Genomic DNA, 15,160 nt, shown 5'->3' with positions numbered 1-15,160 from the left:
TTGACAGGGACCGTCCCAACGTCCCGAACATGGTTGTTTCCGGAGGGATTGTTCCCTTCCATCTGGAGCGATCGCCGGTGCGAGGGCGCCTTGTCAGGCTGGGGAAACTGGCTGACGCTATCCTCGCCCGTCATGACCTGCCGGACGTTGTTCTGGAACTGGGCGGTCAGGCGTTGGCCCTTGTGGCGGCCATGGCTTCTGCCCTGAAGTTCAAAGGCTCTTTCTCCCTGCAGATCAAGGGCGATGGACCGGTCACGATGCTGCTGGCGGATGCGACAGATACTGGTGATCTGCGCTTTATGGCACGTCTTTCAGAAGACGCGGATCCAGAGAATCTTCCGCATACAACGCTCGAGCTTCTGGGCAACGGGTTCATGGCGTTCATGATTGATCAGGGGGCGGATATGGACCGCCATCAGGGCATCGTGGAACTGACAGGAGACACACTCTCCGACATGGCCATGCACTACTTCCAGACCAGCGAGCAGCATGACTGTCTGATCCGGTTGTTCTGCACGAAGACGCTGGAAGGCTGGCGAGCCAGTGCGCTGGTTCTGGAACGCATTGCTGCGGAAGGTGGCATTGAAGCCACCGCGCAGGATAACGATGCGTGGGAAACGGCCTGTACGTTTGCCGAAACACTCCAGCCTGTTGAAATTTTTGATGAAGATCTGGGCAGTGGGGATCTGATCTATCGTCTGTTCGGGACGTTGGATGTGCAGATCGCGACACCCCGCGCTCTGGCTTATGGCTGTCGCTGTTCACGCGCCCGTCTTGCGGCGGTACTCGACAGGTTCAGCACGGGCGATCTGGACCACATGGTTGAAGACGGAGCCATCACGATGAACTGTGAGTTCTGTAATGTCGGTTTCCGCTTTACCCGCGACGAACTGGGAGACAAGCCTGAATGATGACTTCGCTGCTGGATGGTATCGAGATTGATGGTGCGCCTGCCGGGGCGCTGTACCCCGGATGGGTCGCACTCCAACGTCAGCCGGTCGTCGGGCAGTTCGAAGTTGTTGTTTTTCAAGACGAGGTCAGTCGCAGACAGGCTTGTTGGTGGCTGGAGAACGGAGTTTACAGGGGCAGCCATGTTCTAGCCCTGGCTCCACCTGTTCAGAACGATCTTCTGACCGGGATGGACCCTCTGTTCTGGCCTTTGGCGGAAGGCGTTCTGGGAGGGGATATCAGGGAAGATGCACGCATCTTCAGAACGGATCTTCCGGAAGTTGCCTTTCGTGAGCTTTCAGGGGCCTGGCTGGGACGCCATGCCCCTCATGCCATCTTCATCGCGGCGGGACATGCGGATAGCGGGGAAGCCCTGACCTGCCCGGACGGAAAACCCGTCGCGGAAGGGCGGATGAAAGCCCTGCTCTCTGCAAAGCGCAGTGGTGGTGCACTGATTGTGTCTTCGCCGTTTTCGGCCTTGCCTGTTCGTGCCCAAATTGAGATGAAACTGGGGATTTCCGCGACTGCCTACCGGTTTTATGACGAAGCCGAGAACACTGTCTTCTACCTTATCTGGGATGAAACAGCGCCGGACCGTCGACCGTCTTTCTATTATCCCAAAGGCCCGCTGCTGATCAGTGATGCCCCTTCCGGACCGCTCTTTCCCGGTTGGATTCTGGAATGGTTTGCCAGTCATTCAGATCATGCAGAGACAATCCGTTCAGCGCGTCCATTCCTTCCGGAAGATTTTGGAGTAGGTCAGGCGTCTTCATTGCGCACGCCCAAAATCCCTCGGGATGATCGACCCGCCTCTCCTCTTGCTTCTACAGGGGCTGCACACTCTGTCAGTACGCCTTCGGGCCCTGAACCTACAGAGACCCAGACCGCGCCAGAGCCTGTGGCGGCTCCACAAAGATCCTTTTTACCGGAGCTTCCACTGGAGACCGCTCCGGTATTAAAGTCAGAGCCTAGAAAGGGGCTGTTCGGGCGACTGAAATCCCTTTTGAACCGCCATAGCAAGTAGGTTTCGGGAGACTGGGTGATGGGTATGAGACACTGGATCGGGGCGAGTGCTCTGGCTTTTTCCCTTGCTCTTGGGGGATGTGCAGACGATGAGCCTGCGCAGACATTCCCACCAGCCGATTATAGCTATCTGTCCCAGCTTCACCTGAATGTTGCTGCGATCAATATTCAGGACGAGGCCGTTCCCTCCCCAGGCGCACTGAGCGCCAAGGCTCCCACTCCGCCTGATCAGGCGCTCAAACAAATGGCCAGCCAGCGTCTTGTTGCCAGCGGGCAGACCGGACAGGCGGATTTCATCATCAAGCAGGCCTATATCGCTGCCACAGGAGAGAATGCCATTTCCGGCGCAATGGATGTGCAGTTGAATGTTGCGGACGCGGGCAACCTGCACACAGGTTATATTCATGCCCGGATCAGCCGCAAACTCGACACCGGCTCCAGGAGCGCCACCTCACGTGCCTCCCTGTATGAACTGACCAATCAGATGATGCAGGACATGAATGTCGAACTGGAGTTCCAGATCCGCAAGAAGCTGATGAGTTGGATGACGGATGCCATCGGGAATCCACTCGTTGATGGCGGGGTCAAACAGCAATCTCTTGGCGCGCCGGGTACTGTGGCCTCTCCGGCAGTTGTACCCTCCGTCACAACCCCGCCCACGACCACCAGCGTTCCGCAGGCAGCTCCCGTCTCAACTCAGCCCAGTGTGCCAGATGCCATTTTCCCGACTGGCTCAGGCGATGATGGCACGTCAGTAGTTCCTGCTCCCAAACAGAAATCCCCTCCCATGGGAACTCTGCAATTACCGTCCTCCTCGCAGATCTCTGGTTCAAACGGTTAAAATCATCCTCCTCGTGGGGTTGTGATCACGTAGGGTCTGGCGTCAGACCTGACGCTTATTCTATGGGGTCATGCCCTTACTCATTTCGGATATGTTCATTTCCCGAACATGGCCCCACCCTCGTTCTGGAGACAACTGTGCCCCCGAAGGAACCAACCCTGACGCGCCCCCGTCGCCGTAGTTTTGTCAAAGGCCTTCTGGGGTCCACGTCATTCTGGATGGTGAGTGGACATTCCCACTGGGCTGAGGCCCTGGCGCAGGAAGCACAGAAGCCTTATCAGCCCACGTTCTTCACGCCTGATGAATACCGTTTTCTGGAAGCCGCGACAGAACGTCTTTTCCCACAGGATCAGCACGGATCAGGGGCGCGCGCCTTAGGTGTCGCCGAATTTATTGATCGACAGATGGAGTCTCCGTACGGGCATGGAGACAACTGGTACATGTCCGCCCCCTTTGTACAGGGACCGGCCAATCTTGGGTATCAACTCCCCTTTGTCCCTCGTGATCTGTACCGGAAAGGTATCGCAGGGTTGGAGGCTTATACTCATCAGCAGCATGGAAAAGTTTTTGCCGATCTGCCCTTGGCCGCACAGGAGCAAATTCTGACAGCACTTGAAGGCGGGTCTGTCCCACTTGGCGACGTTCCGGGACGTGTTTTCTTTGAGCAACTGCGCACGAATACGATGGAGGGTGCTTTTGCCGATCCTCTTTATGGCGGCAATAAAGGGCTGGGGGGCTGGCTCATGCTCGGCTTTCCAGGTGCCCGCGCGGATTTCATGGACTGGGTCAATCAGGATGGAGAGGCATATCCCTTTGGTCCGATTTCGATCTCGGGTGAGACGGCCTGAGGAGCACAGATCATGACCAAAAAACATGCAGATGCCATTGTTGTTGGCGCAGGTTGGGCGGGCTCCATTCTTGCCAAAGAACTGACGGAGGCCGGCCTTTCCGTCATCATGCTGGAACGCGGCTCGGAACGCGCCACTGCCGTCGAAGGCGCTTATCCGGAATCCATTGACGAACTTCGAGGTGCCATTCGCAAACGTCTGTTCCAGAATCTGTCCCAAACGACGGTGACTGTTCGCAATACGATTGACCAGACAGCCCTGCCCTACCGGCAACTGGCAGCCTTCTTGCCCGGCGAAGGGGTTGGAGGGGCTGGTCTTCATTGGTCTGGCGTTCACTTTCGGGTTTCACCGGAGGATCTGCGTCTTCGCAGTTCCGTGGTAGAGCGGTACGGCGAGAAATTCATTCCGGAAGGTATGAATCTGCAAGATTACGGCGTCACTTATACGGAACTGGAACCGTTTTTCGATAAGGCTGAAAAAGTCTTTGGAACCTCTGGTGAGGCATACAAAGTAAACGGAAAAATTGTCGGAAACGGTAATATCTTTGATGGAGACCGGTCCGACAATTTCCCCCTGCCCGCCATGAAGGATACGTTCACCGCCTCCACATTCCGGGCGGCCGCGACTGAAGCCGGATACCATCCGTATTCCCTGCCGGCTGCAAATGCTTCTCGCCAATATACAAACCCCTATGGCTGCCAGATGGGGCCGTGTAATTTCTGTGGGTACTGTAGCGGATATGACTGCTACCTTTATTCTAAAGCCTCTCCCAATGTGAATGTTCTGCCTGCCTTAAGGCAGGACCCGGGCTTTACGCTGATTTCAGATGCGCATGTTCTGCGTGTGGATCTGGATGACACGCGCTCCAAGGCAACGGGCGTCACGTATCTGGAAACCAAAACGCAGAAGGAAGTTTCCCTGTCTGCAGATCTCGTTATCCTAAGTGCGTTCCAGTTCCATAACGTTCATCTGATGCTGCTTTCGGGAATTGGAAAGCCTTACGACCCTGTCAGCAATACGGGCACAATAGGACGTAATTTCGTTTATCAGACCATCACCTCTTCCCGGATCTGGTTGCCGCCGTCCAAATACACCAACCAGTTCATCGGTGCTGGTGGCGTTGGTGTTGCCATAGATGACTTCAACAGTATGAATTTCGATCATGGGCCACTTGGCTTTGTTGGCGGTTCGCCGGTCTGGGTGAATCAGGCAGGTCTCAAACCCATTGCCGCCGCTATCGGGACAGGCGGTGGTGGCACGCCGCGGTGGGGATCAGCCTATAAAGGTGCACTGATTGACACATATAAACACTCGATCGGTGTCGATGCCCATGGCAGTAACATGGCTTACCGAGACGTCTATCTGGATCTGGATCCGACATGGAAAGATGCTTACGGGCAACCCCTCCTCCGGATGACATTCACCTGGAAAGACAACGATATTCGAATGAACCAATATGTTGTCAGCAAGATTGAACCCATTGCCAAAGCGATGGGAGCGACAAAGGCCAATCTTGTGCATCTGAATGCGGGGCAGCCCTTCGACACCCGCCACTATCAGACGACGCATCTTGGTGGGGGCGCAATCATGGGAACTGATCCTCAAACCAGTGCTCTCAATCGCTATCTCCAAAGCTGGGATGTTTCGAACGTCTTCGTTATCGGGTCAAATGCCTTTCCGCAGGGAATGGGTTACAATCCGACAGGTATGGTTGCAGCCCTTGCCTATTGGGCGGCCTATCACATTCGCACAACCTACCTGAAATCTCCCGGACCACTGGTGCAGGCATGAAGACTTTCCCAATCCTGGCCTTTGCTTGCAGCATCTTTGCTCTAAGCCACCAAACAGCATCTGCTCACGATGACAAGGCCACTCTGAGAGAGGAAGGCCGATATCTTGCGGCGGCATCCGACTGTGCCGCATGCCATTCAATCAAGAATAAACCGGAATATTCCGGAGGAGTATCTTTTACACTCCCGATTGGCACCATCTATTCCACAAACATCACACCGGACATGGATCACGGCATCGGAAAATATACCGAAGCCGAATTCGGGCGTGCATTACGGGAGGGCGTTCGGCGGGACGGCTCAACGCTCTATCCTGCAATGCCTTATCCGTCTTATGCACGCCTGACAGATCATGACATTCATGCCCTTTACACCTATTTTCATGAAAATGTTCCAGCAGCAGCCATTCCGACGCCGGAAAATGGTATTCAATGGCCTTTCTCGATGCGCTGGCCGCTCATGTTCTGGCGATGGGCTTTTTCTCCTGCCCCAGTAAAGGCGCAGGAGAAAACCCTGCGCGAATTTGCTGATGCCCAGATGGCGAGAGGCGCTTATCTCGTAGAAGGCCCGGCGCATTGCGGAGCCTGTCACTCTCCTCGCGGTCTGACCATGCAGGAAAAAGCGCTGACCGCCTCAGACAGTCCGTCCTTCCTTGCGGGTGGTGCCTTGATTGACGGCTGGATCCCAACATCCCTGCGCCAGGAAAACCGAACAGGGTTGGGACGATGGAGTGAGCAGGATCTTGTTGATTTCCTGAAAACTGGCCGCAACATGCAAGGCGAGAGCTTTGGCGCAATGACTTCCGCCATTGTACATGGCACACAACACCTGTCAGACTCTGACCTCCATGCCATGGCGAAATATCTGCGGGCGCTTCAACCTTTCGATAGGACGCAGACAAACTGGGTCTATGACCCGACCGCAACCAATGCCCTTCGCAAAGCAGACGTCTCTGCACGCGGAGCAAAACTGTATGTGGATAACTGTGCCGCATGCCACCGTACGGATGGCAAAGGTTATCCGGCTGTCTTCCCGCCTCTGGCGGGAAATCCTGTTGTCATGGGAAAAGATCCGGCGTCTCTGGTTCATATTGTTCAGGTCGGAGCAACATTGCCAAAAACCGAGACAGCCCCGTCTGCCTTTACGATGCCAGATTTCATGCATCGTCTGAACAATCAGCAAGTCGCTGATGTGGTGACATTTATCCGTCACGCCTGGGGCAACAACGCTCCCGCTGTCAGTGCGGAAGACGTTGCGAAACTTCGGAAAGACATGCCGCCACGCAATATGGCGGACGGTGAGATTTCACTAAACTAAGAGTCTGCGGGAGAAGGAGGGAACGAATCCCCCTTCTTCCATACCCTGAGATCAAGGTAAAAATCGGTACATTACGCAGCCTGAGAAGCCTGCGCCGGCTGTGGTCGGAGTGCCATCAACAGCAGCAGAATACGAACCACCACCACCGGCACCAAAGCGGGTTCCGTCGCGCCCTACCTGATTGCCGCAACGGCCACCGCCACCCCATGGGCCGCCGCCGCCATAGCCGCCAAAGGTCGAAGCGTTACTCTGCCCGTCTCCTCCCCAACTTCCAGTCTGATTCCAGATCGTTCCTCCGGAGGCGGTCCCACCATCACCACCGGCAGAGCCAGTATTGTCATAGAAAAATCCGCCATGGCCTCCACTAGCCTGCAAAAGCGTCTGGCCGTTGTAGCTGACAAGAGAGGTGCCCCCTGTCTGCCCTGCCGCTCCTCCTTGGCCAATGGTGACGCCCAAAGCGCCTCCGCTGGTGGCGCTAACAGTGTAAATACCCCATGCGTCGCCACCGCCACCGCCTCCACCGCCTGAAAAAGACCCAGTCAATGCTGTGGAACTCGATGATGCACCGCCGCCGCCGCCGCCAATGGCGCGCAATTCAACGCGACTTGCCCATGCCGGAACGGAAAGAGACGTGTCATTCGCCACAAGCTGCATTGGTTCTGCAATGGCACGAAGCAATGTTTGCGTCGCAAGTTCGGGAATTGTTGGCCAGAAAGCCTGCCCCGGCTGCGGCTGAACACCAGTCAAAGATGCCACACCTTGCGGAATTGCCAGTGTATAAAGCGGAACCACAGTCCCACCATCGGGAGCAGAAGGCGCATCCGTTGCAATCACAAAAGACATTCCAGCCCAGCGACGGGTAGGAAGTACGTTGCCGCTATTGTTCAGCCCCGCCTGTGTCTGGGACGGATTGGAAGCATTGAAAAATGCCAGAACTGTCTGATCAATATCCTGTTCGGAACAAATTGCGAAAACAGTATAGTTTGCCCCCGTTCCCGGCACAATAACCGTTACTGCCGTCTCACTTGAATACTGGCAGGTGGTTTGTGTCGGGTCAGCGCGATAACCACCGCCAGCGCCTCCAAGAGGGGCCGCATCCATCACCCCTGGAGCCGTAATGGATCCAGGATCAATCGTTACGGCTAAAGAAGAAGAAGAGGGCGTACAGCCAAGCCCAGAAGCCGCAATAACGCCCCGGCCATATAACATGTCAGACATATGGCCTATTGCAGCCTTACCATACTTTCCAACACGCAAAAGGTCCGTATCCAGCGGGATCGACCCCGCGTATACAATCGCCCGATCCATTACTGCTCCACCCGAACCCAGCCCGTTACACCGCCGGCTGCTGTCCGTTCAATGACTTGATAAATAGCCTGCGCATCAGACGCCTGACCCAAAGCAGTCTCCAGAAAAAACTGCCCTCCTGACTGGCTGCCATACCGTAAGTCCGCACAGCCATATCCGAAGCCTCCGCCACAGGACGGTGAGGCAAAAGACGCCTGTGCATGACAATCTGCTGCATTCAAAGGCTCAATAATAACGGGCTCTACACCCGTGACAGCGACCAGAGCATCTCTGACGGCTTGCCGGGTATTTCGCGGCGCGACCAGAGAAGTCACAATCCGTTTGCGATAATCGCTGTCGCTTTCCGAGACTCTCCTCGGCAACCCGTCCACACCGAAATAATCTGCCGCCAGCATATCCAGAAAGGCATCGCTCATTGTCGAAAGGCGCGTCTGGTTCCGGCATTTCTCCATAAGAGCCCAGATTCCAGCAAGAACCGTGGAAAATCCTGTCAGAAGAGCCACCAGAACTGGTGCTTCTTCCTCTTGCAACCCCTGAGGAGGGGCCGGGAACCAACCAGTGGGAAGGAGCGCACGCAAGCGGGCCGTAAAATCTTCAAGAGAGCCCGGGACTGGCCCGGTATCCAAAAGGGCTTTTCCATCCATAGCCTGGAGAACTAACCCTTCTTCGTCATAAAGCGTACCCATCGTCAGCTTCCAACCTGAGCCGGGCTCATCAACGGAATACGATAATCAGATCCATTGATGTTGATATGCAAAAATCCGCCATCAGCAGTTGTCGGCAAGGTCATCCCTTCACCGCTGACAGGAGAGGATATCTGCAATTCACCACCCTCTGCTGGAAAAAGCCCCAGATTGGCGGATCCATTTGCGCCCTGTTGTACATAGAGGCCAGCCGCCTGACTTCCTGCACCCGCCTGCACCTGAAGAGCATTATTGGGGGCCGCGATACTCCCAACTGAAAAAAGAGTATGTCCTTCGATATTACTGAAAAGAATCTCGTTATCGACAAAATCCTGGCGTACTCCTTTTGCGCGCTCCGTAACCGTAGAACGTACAAAGGCGCCGACATTGCTACCCACAGCACCCGAAACTACTTCTGGGGTATGCCATTCCATGGCATGATTACGCGCCAGAGAAAGTGCCGAGGCGTAACCGTCGTCTGTTCCATCCGTTCCACTAAGGGACGTGGCACCAAAAACAATTCCCGTCTGCCACGAATTCGGATTCGAAACAAAAACCATTCCCGCAGCCGCATCCGACGTGCCATCCGTCTGACCTCCGCCTACACCAAGCTGAATACCGTAGACACCGCCGCCCACATTAGGAGCGTAGGGATTGGACTGGCCAATAGCCAACCCACCAAAATTGACGGCTTCCAGTTCCATGACGAATGTCGGCTGATAATTCACGCCTGCCAGACGCCATGCTTCTCCATAATATGCATAGGCAGTCGTGGTTGTCGGGGTAGAGGTGTCATCGGCCACACCCCAAGACGCGACGCCAATCGAACTTGGCTGGAAACCAAGTGTCGCAGGCGCCGTTTTTGCATCGGATGTGCGGGATGCTGCGACGAAAGCACTATTACCAAACTGCGCAACCGACGCACACTGAGCGTCCTGTAATGCCCATGGCCCAATAGACGTCTCTCCCATCGTGCGGGAAAGCCAGTCCTTTTTTGATGCCGCGTCACGATCACTCAAGCCAGGATTAGACGCAGCATCTCCAATCAGAACCCGATCCGCAAACCGACTGATTTTTGCCCCTTTATCCTCGTAAAAGCTTCCTGTCGGCGTCGAAACCGCAGGTGCACCGGCAATCTGCGATGCAGTTGCCGTAACCGTATGTTGACCACTGGCATCGGCAAGGACAAGAACCTCGTTTCCAGTCAGCGCCTCAAGTTTTGGATATCTATTAAAAACAGGCATAGTCTTCCCCATCCTCCGCAAATATTCATGCAAGAGGCCTGTTTGTCAGTTTTGAATGACGCTGATCTGAATACTACCAACCGCCAAAGCCTGGTCGCCGTTCGCAGAAATATCCAACTGACTGCCGTTGAGGCGCACATCAAGAACGGACGTAACGGTAACACCGGCGCTCACATAAGCCAGATAGGAGAGTCTACTGAAAGCATACCCACTGCCTACAGTCGTTCCTGCAATATCCTGCGTAATGGCATTCTGAATGGCAGTTGTCGCCTGCTGTATTCCGACAGATAAAGGCACCACAACAGTCATGGAAACATTCAGAATCAGCAAAGATGGCGCCCGCACGCCAAACCCGACCCCGAGCGCCTTAACCTCATTCACTGCGTCGTAAATCTGCTCCAGCAACTGATCTGCCGGAGCCCCACTGCCATCATTCAAAACGACTGTAAAATATCCAGAGCGGGCAGTATCATCCGCTGCCAATCCGTCCCGCAACGAATAGGAAAGCCCCGTCTGAACACCCAAAATGGCATTCCCCACGGCGGCTCGACTGGCAGATGCTTTTGCCGCCAACCACAATGGAAAGCGGGTCCGCAACTCTGCATCGGTTTCCTGATCTGAACCATTCAGGAACGCCACAGGATTAGTCACTGTATCGATACCAGAAATAGCTGTACCCATGAGACAGATCGCACCCACCGGGACATTCCCAATTCCTCCAGCACTCTGACACTGAACCGGAACGGAAATATTCGACATACCAGCGGTCCGTACGTAGCCTCCGGCCGTTTCTGACCACACCGAGAGCATACTCTCCTTCACAACAACAAAAGAGAGACCGGAAACAGTTCGTACAATCGTGCCGGGCACCACAACAGCCGATTGCTGTGCAGGTGAGAACGACGACATGGTGACCATTCCGCTTGAGGGCGTACCCGGAAGACGTGACATCCCAAAATCCTGGACGAAACTGTCACAATCCTCGGCCGCACACGTTGCCAAACGGGTTCGAAGCAAAATCTGTAATACCAGATATTGCAACCATAATCCGATACCCCCTACGCTTTCCATCAGCGCACGAACCGGAGACCCGACAGAAACATCCAGTAATTGCGTACAGGAAGATTGCGCCGTTACCACTGCGGTAGACACCGTCGTGGTAAACGAGCGAAGAGAAAGAGACATTACATCCTCCAGATACACCCGACTGAAGCAGGCACATCTTTTTTACGAAGAAAAATCCAGGGTCTGCTGCTGTCCGGTCTCAGCATCCACATAAGAAATCTTGCACAGACACACCCCATCGGAGCCGGAGCTGATCTCGACTTCAACAGGAGAATAGGGATCTACGCCTGCATCTTTCTGGACCTGAACCCTGATTTCAGCCTGCATTGTTGATGGCACAATGACGTTACCAATCATGCCCTGCAAACCAACGCCATAATCTAGCTGCCAAAGATAATCACCGACGTTGGTCAACAATCGTCTCAGAAGGCGTTGCCGAACCTCTTCCGAACCGGAAACAACAGCCAATCCGCCATCTGCGAGCAACAGATCACCACCGTAAAAATGACCAACGGAACTCATCCTATCGGCCCTCCCGTGGACTGTGTTCCTACCAGATGAATATGATTATCCAGTGAATGAGCCTCAGTCTGAATATCACCAGAAAAAACCTTCAAACCACTAGCGGACAAGACAGCCTTAACATTTCCAACCGTCAAAACGATCTGATCCTGAGAAATAATAAACCTTGAATTACCAGCCCCCAGTGTCACGCCCTGCCGGTCAATCTGACACCACCCCGCTTCCGCACTTTTCTGCACGGAAACCGATAATGTATTCTCAACAGGCGGCTCACCACACCCCGCACGGATCAAAAATTCACCCGGTTGAATGACACTTCCATCAAGAGGAGATACAGGCGCCGTTACAACAGTATCGAAGACCGCGCCAACCGCGACAAGATGCTCCGCATCTCCTTCAATCGGAAGCAAAACAACATGCGTTCCAGGTTCGGAGGGGCACGCAATCCTGAGATCTCCGGCCTGAACACCACCAATATCTGCAATCCAGCCCGTTTCAATATTATCAGGCTGCACTCTAACCTTGATGGCATGGTTCACAGGATCAACAGCAGAAACCACCCCAAAAACAGCGTGAGCACTCCTGTTGACCAAGGCCGCAGTAGTTATTTGCCCTTGCGTCATGTTTGCCCTCCTCTTCTGCGTAACACGACATGCTGAACAAAACCTTCCTCCAGAGAAAATCGCGAAATAACCTGATCTACTCCAAGAATTTCCTCTGTCTGCCCCACTACAACTCTCACAAACTGGCGTGGGCCAAGCCCGATCAAACCGGGCATCGACACTCGGGCACAGACGGCATGAGCGGCTATTCGTTCATATTTCCCACGCGCCAATCGTCGAAGATCCTCCATTCGACGCCCCGGAACTCTGAAAGTATGAAGTGTTTTCTCTGTTACAGGCGCACTCTCGGAAAATGTTTTTCCATCGTAATATAAATGCGTACTATTGCGCTGCCGTGAATCCCAAGACGCAAGATGCACTATAATTCCGGATAATAGCTGTAAATCCCGAGCGAAATCCGTATCAAAAACCAGTCCTCGCACATCAATGACATCTTGATTTTGGTATGAGCTCTGTATCGGTTCACAGACCAGGTTTGACCCGTCGGCATACAAATCACACAATGCTTCCCGGGCAACAGAAAATGCCAGATCAGCTGCAGTCTGAAAGCGATGCTGAGACAGAAAAGACCCACGCTTGTGCTCAATCTGCCAGAACTGACCCAACATATGGTCAGGCATATCAGCCGGAAACGACACTCGAGCACCCAAACCGGAAGCCTTGGCCAATACAGACAGGAGATCGGCCCCCGTATGATTCAGCCAACAATCCTGCATACGCAAATCTATAAGTCGAGCAAGCGCGTCTCTACATTCCATTTCCACAACGGAATTTTGTGAAAAAACACGCACATGATCAACGAGCCCATAAAAAATCAGGGTCCACGCCGCGTTATTTTCTTTCAGATCCCGGATTTCCACAGATACCCAAGGGCTATTGAGAAAATTTTTCTCAAACCAAAGTGCAGGACCGTTCTCTGCAACGTCGTTACGAACAAAAGTCAGAACTGCTGTGTCACACCCTTCATATCTATGGGAATCAATTTCAAATTTCTCCAGAGAAATTATCGAGTTTTCTACACCGTCCCACAGAATACGAACTTGCAGTTGGCGATCTGTCATTGTCCTTTATCATCAGGAAGACCTGACGAACTTTCCGATATAATTCCTGGAATTTTCAGTGTCAGAACGGTCTCAATCCATGACAAATCAGGATCACTGAGCCCATTGAACTCCGCAATCCTCCACCATTGGCAGGGATCACCCAGTTCTCGTGCGGCAAGATGAAAGAGAGACCTATCCGCCGAGGTTACGATAATATCTTTCATGAATCCTCACGAATGAACTGGCGGAATTTGTGCGGTAAGCCCCTGTGTCTGCCCCACATAGGCATTTGACCGGTTAACAAGCCCACCTACATCTGCTCCTGTGCTCTGTATCGCGGCATTTCCGACGACAGCAGAGAGAGACGCGGCGTTCCCAATCTGGATATTTTCAATATTTTGGCCAGACACTTCGAGTGCTGACATCAACCCTTGCCCAGAAACGCTGAGTTGCTGAGACAGACTTTCAAGGGCTGTAGATGTTCCCGCCAAATTCGTGACACTTTGGCTTAAAGTGCTCGTTGTCGTCAGTGCCTCACCAACCTTTGCAAGAGGCCCACCCACACCGAGCAAAGCTCCCAAAGGCATGATCTGCCCCACAATCGAGCCAACCTGCCCACTTTCAACAAACAAACCGTCAGAAACATCAGAAATAACGCTGCTGATTTGCGTTAAGCCACTGGCGACATCAGTGCCTAGAACATTCGAAAGCGTCTTTCCCATATCGGGAGACACAATACTTTCCGCAGGTCTTTCAAGAGTCAGTTCATACGAACAAAGTGCACCCTTGGCTTCATAAGAATAGACAAAGCGTACAATCCAGACCTGTAAAGCCATGCCAGCCGCAGAAAATACAACAGGCACACCACGGAGACGCATTTTTTCAATGGTCTGAGCTCGCGTCTGGGCGTTAGGCCCAAGAAATTTACCCGCCAGTTCCAGACGCCCCGGATCATTGCCAAGCGTATCCACAACACGCCCGCCACCAGGAAGCCGATGAACCACCATCATCTGCCGTCCCCCGACCTGCAGACGATCCGGAACTTCAATCCCGGTTAGCACAAGATCCCCAAGCATTACCGGAGCCGTTGCTCCCAAGCGCCCAACAGATCCAATAGCATTTTCAATCGCAGAGAGCGTCAAGCCCATCAATGCTCTCCTATATTTTAATTTATTCCAATGCTTCGACCGGGATATTGCGGAAACCTGAGTTCATCGACACCTCCGTGCCCCTGACGCGCCGAAATCCTCGAATTTTTTTCAGGATCATGACGTACAGATAACTCCGTACGGAATGACGAAAACTGTGTCTTGAAGTCACCATGAGAGATGTCTTCTTTTCCAACTTGATGCAGACTGTTTTTTTCCTGCATCGCATTTTCCAGACTTCTATTTCTTATCCCTGGCGGAGGAGCCATACTCTTTTCCAAAGCCAGCCCCCTCCTGCTTCCAATAGGAGCATGCCCATGCCCTCCGAAATTCAGGCGGGTATTTTCCTGCGATACAGGAAAAATTTTCCTGTTCGGATAAGGAATAATATTCCGGGTAACCTGCCCCTTCGGAGAGGGCATGAGTCTTTTTGCTTCTTTTTTTGGAGGCTGCATCACTGCAGAAACAAGTTCAAAAGAGCGCTGGGAAACTAACGCTCTTTTTCGTTCAGAAAATACAGAAACCGACTTCGGAAAGCGCTTTTCACCCTGATCTAGGTGCGAAAAACTAAATTTCTCAGCCAGCACCCCGGGCAAAATTCTCGCTACCTGCATGCTGAGTTGGCTATTTCCCAAGCTGTTACGGTTTACCTGTTCCGGCTTGACAGACAACAACGCACCAATTTTTTTATCTTTCCTGGACAAAACTCCATTCCGTTCATCTGCCTCCATCACACTCGCACCAGGCACTGTGTCCG

15 protein-coding genes are annotated in these 15,160 nt (G+C 53.5%); 6 read left to right on the top strand and 9 right to left on the bottom strand.

Annotated features, from left to right (window positions below):
* Positions 1–29: 29 nt before the first annotated feature.
* The 6 genes from J4P41_RS10545 (at position 30) to J4P41_RS10520 (ending at position 6,767) form a co-directional block, all read left to right on the top strand.
* Positions 30–911, top strand: coding sequence for an Hsp33 family molecular chaperone HslO (locus J4P41_RS10545; RefSeq protein WP_426067158.1), 882 nt, complete (start codon positions 30–32; stop codon positions 909–911).
* Entirely contained in the window at positions 908–1,972 is a 1,065-nt protein-coding gene (locus J4P41_RS10540; RefSeq protein WP_426067101.1) for a hypothetical protein, read from the top strand. The genes J4P41_RS10545 and J4P41_RS10540 overlap by 4 nt, the downstream gene beginning before the upstream one ends.
* Before the next feature lie 18 nt (positions 1,973–1,990).
* Positions 1,991–2,812, top strand: coding sequence for a hypothetical protein (locus J4P41_RS10535; protein ID WP_426067100.1), 822 nt, complete (start codon positions 1,991–1,993; stop codon positions 2,810–2,812).
* Positions 2,813–2,949: 137 nt separating this feature from the next.
* The gene (locus tag J4P41_RS10530; protein WP_061930580.1) at positions 2,950–3,660 is read left to right on the top strand and encodes a gluconate 2-dehydrogenase subunit 3 family protein; all 711 of its coding nucleotides are present in this window, start codon (positions 2,950–2,952) and stop codon (positions 3,658–3,660) included.
* Positions 3,661–3,672: 12 nt separating this feature from the next.
* Positions 3,673–5,451 (top strand): GMC family oxidoreductase, encoded by a 1,779-nt coding sequence (locus J4P41_RS10525; RefSeq protein WP_426067099.1) that lies wholly within the window; start codon positions 3,673–3,675, stop codon positions 5,449–5,451.
* Complete coding sequence (locus J4P41_RS10520) at positions 5,448–6,767, top strand: c-type cytochrome (protein WP_426067098.1); 1,320 nt, start codon at positions 5,448–5,450, stop codon at positions 6,765–6,767. Before J4P41_RS10525 ends, J4P41_RS10520 begins: the two co-directional genes overlap by 4 nt.
* A gap of 51 nt (positions 6,768–6,818) precedes the next feature.
* Here the strand turns inward: J4P41_RS10520 and J4P41_RS10515 are convergent, their stop codons facing one another.
* The 9 genes from J4P41_RS10515 to J4P41_RS10475 form a co-directional block, all read right to left on the bottom strand.
* Positions 6,819–8,075 (bottom strand): hypothetical protein, encoded by a 1,257-nt coding sequence (locus J4P41_RS10515; RefSeq protein ID WP_426067096.1) that lies wholly within the window; start codon positions 8,073–8,075, stop codon positions 6,819–6,821.
* Positions 8,075–8,761 carry a hypothetical protein gene (locus tag J4P41_RS10510; protein WP_211569199.1) on the bottom strand — a complete coding sequence of 229 codons (687 nt, stop codon included), beginning with the start codon at positions 8,759–8,761 and terminating at the stop codon, positions 8,075–8,077. The genes J4P41_RS10515 and J4P41_RS10510 overlap by 1 nt, the downstream gene beginning before the upstream one ends.
* Before the next feature lie 2 nt (positions 8,762–8,763).
* Positions 8,764–10,002: a hypothetical protein gene (locus J4P41_RS10505; RefSeq protein WP_010503701.1), complete on the bottom strand. Its 1,239-nt coding sequence runs from the start codon at positions 10,000–10,002 to the stop codon at positions 8,764–8,766.
* 45 nt (positions 10,003–10,047) lie between these two features.
* Complete coding sequence (locus J4P41_RS10500; RefSeq protein ID WP_426067094.1) at positions 10,048–11,187, bottom strand: baseplate J/gp47 family protein; 1,140 nt, start codon at positions 11,185–11,187, stop codon at positions 10,048–10,050.
* A gap of 42 nt (positions 11,188–11,229) precedes the next feature.
* Positions 11,230–11,589, bottom strand: a complete 360-nt coding sequence (locus tag J4P41_RS10495; RefSeq protein ID WP_194258169.1) for a phage tail protein — start codon at positions 11,587–11,589, stop codon at positions 11,230–11,232.
* A complete protein-coding gene (locus J4P41_RS10490; RefSeq protein WP_426067092.1) occupies positions 11,586–12,212 on the bottom strand; it encodes a baseplate assembly protein in 627 nt (208 codons plus the stop codon). Before J4P41_RS10490 ends, J4P41_RS10495 begins: the two co-directional genes overlap by 4 nt.
* The gene (locus J4P41_RS10485; RefSeq protein ID WP_426067090.1) at positions 12,209–13,273 is read right to left on the bottom strand and encodes a hypothetical protein; all 1,065 of its coding nucleotides are present in this window, start codon (positions 13,271–13,273) and stop codon (positions 12,209–12,211) included. Before J4P41_RS10485 ends, J4P41_RS10490 begins: the two co-directional genes overlap by 4 nt.
* Positions 13,274–13,485: 212 nt before the next feature.
* Complete coding sequence (locus tag J4P41_RS10480; RefSeq protein ID WP_426067089.1) at positions 13,486–14,403, bottom strand: hypothetical protein; 918 nt, start codon at positions 14,401–14,403, stop codon at positions 13,486–13,488.
* A gap of 17 nt (positions 14,404–14,420) precedes the next feature.
* A complete protein-coding gene (locus J4P41_RS10475; protein WP_426067088.1) occupies positions 14,421–15,137 on the bottom strand; it encodes a hypothetical protein in 717 nt (238 codons plus the stop codon).
* Positions 15,138–15,160 lie beyond the last annotated feature (23 nt).

Source organism: Gluconobacter sp. NFX36 (assembly GCF_049887835.1).
Classification (GTDB): Bacteria; Pseudomonadota; Alphaproteobacteria; order Acetobacterales; family Acetobacteraceae; genus Gluconobacter; species Gluconobacter japonicus_A.
The sequence above is the reverse complement of the archived record's forward strand: the minus strand, read 5'-3'. Positions and strand labels throughout refer to the sequence as shown.

Excerpts from the sequence above, each read along its gene's own strand:
- J4P41_RS10520 (WP_426067098.1), top strand. The coding sequence starts at position 5,448 with ATGAAGACTTTCCCAATCCTGGCCTTTGCTTGCAGCATCTTTGCTCTA.
- J4P41_RS10545 (WP_426067158.1), top strand. The coding sequence starts at position 30 with ATGGTTGTTTCCGGAGGGATTGTTCCCTTCCATCTGGAGCGATCGCCG.
- J4P41_RS10495 (WP_194258169.1), bottom strand. The coding sequence starts at position 11,589 with ATGAGTTCCGTTGGTCATTTTTACGGTGGTGATCTGTTGCTCGCAGAT.
- J4P41_RS10480 (WP_426067089.1), bottom strand. The coding sequence starts at position 14,403 with ATGGGCTTGACGCTCTCTGCGATTGAAAATGCTATTGGATCTGTTGGG.
- J4P41_RS10535 (WP_426067100.1), top strand. The coding sequence starts at position 1,991 with ATGGGTATGAGACACTGGATCGGGGCGAGTGCTCTGGCTTTTTCCCTT.
- J4P41_RS10525 (WP_426067099.1), top strand. The coding sequence starts at position 3,673 with ATGACCAAAAAACATGCAGATGCCATTGTTGTTGGCGCAGGTTGGGCG.
- J4P41_RS10485 (WP_426067090.1), bottom strand. The coding sequence starts at position 13,273 with ATGACAGATCGCCAACTGCAAGTTCGTATTCTGTGGGACGGTGTAGAA.
- J4P41_RS10515 (WP_426067096.1), bottom strand. The coding sequence starts at position 8,075 with ATGGATCGGGCGATTGTATACGCGGGGTCGATCCCGCTGGATACGGAC.
- J4P41_RS10540 (WP_426067101.1), top strand. The coding sequence starts at position 908 with ATGATGACTTCGCTGCTGGATGGTATCGAGATTGATGGTGCGCCTGCC.
- J4P41_RS10490 (WP_426067092.1), bottom strand. The coding sequence starts at position 12,212 with ATGACGCAAGGGCAAATAACTACTGCGGCCTTGGTCAACAGGAGTGCT.
- J4P41_RS10500 (WP_426067094.1), bottom strand. The coding sequence starts at position 11,187 with ATGTCTCTTTCTCTTCGCTCGTTTACCACGACGGTGTCTACCGCAGTG.
- J4P41_RS10510 (WP_211569199.1), bottom strand. The coding sequence starts at position 8,761 with ATGGGTACGCTTTATGACGAAGAAGGGTTAGTTCTCCAGGCTATGGAT.
- J4P41_RS10505 (WP_010503701.1), bottom strand. The coding sequence starts at position 10,002 with ATGCCTGTTTTTAATAGATATCCAAAACTTGAGGCGCTGACTGGAAAC.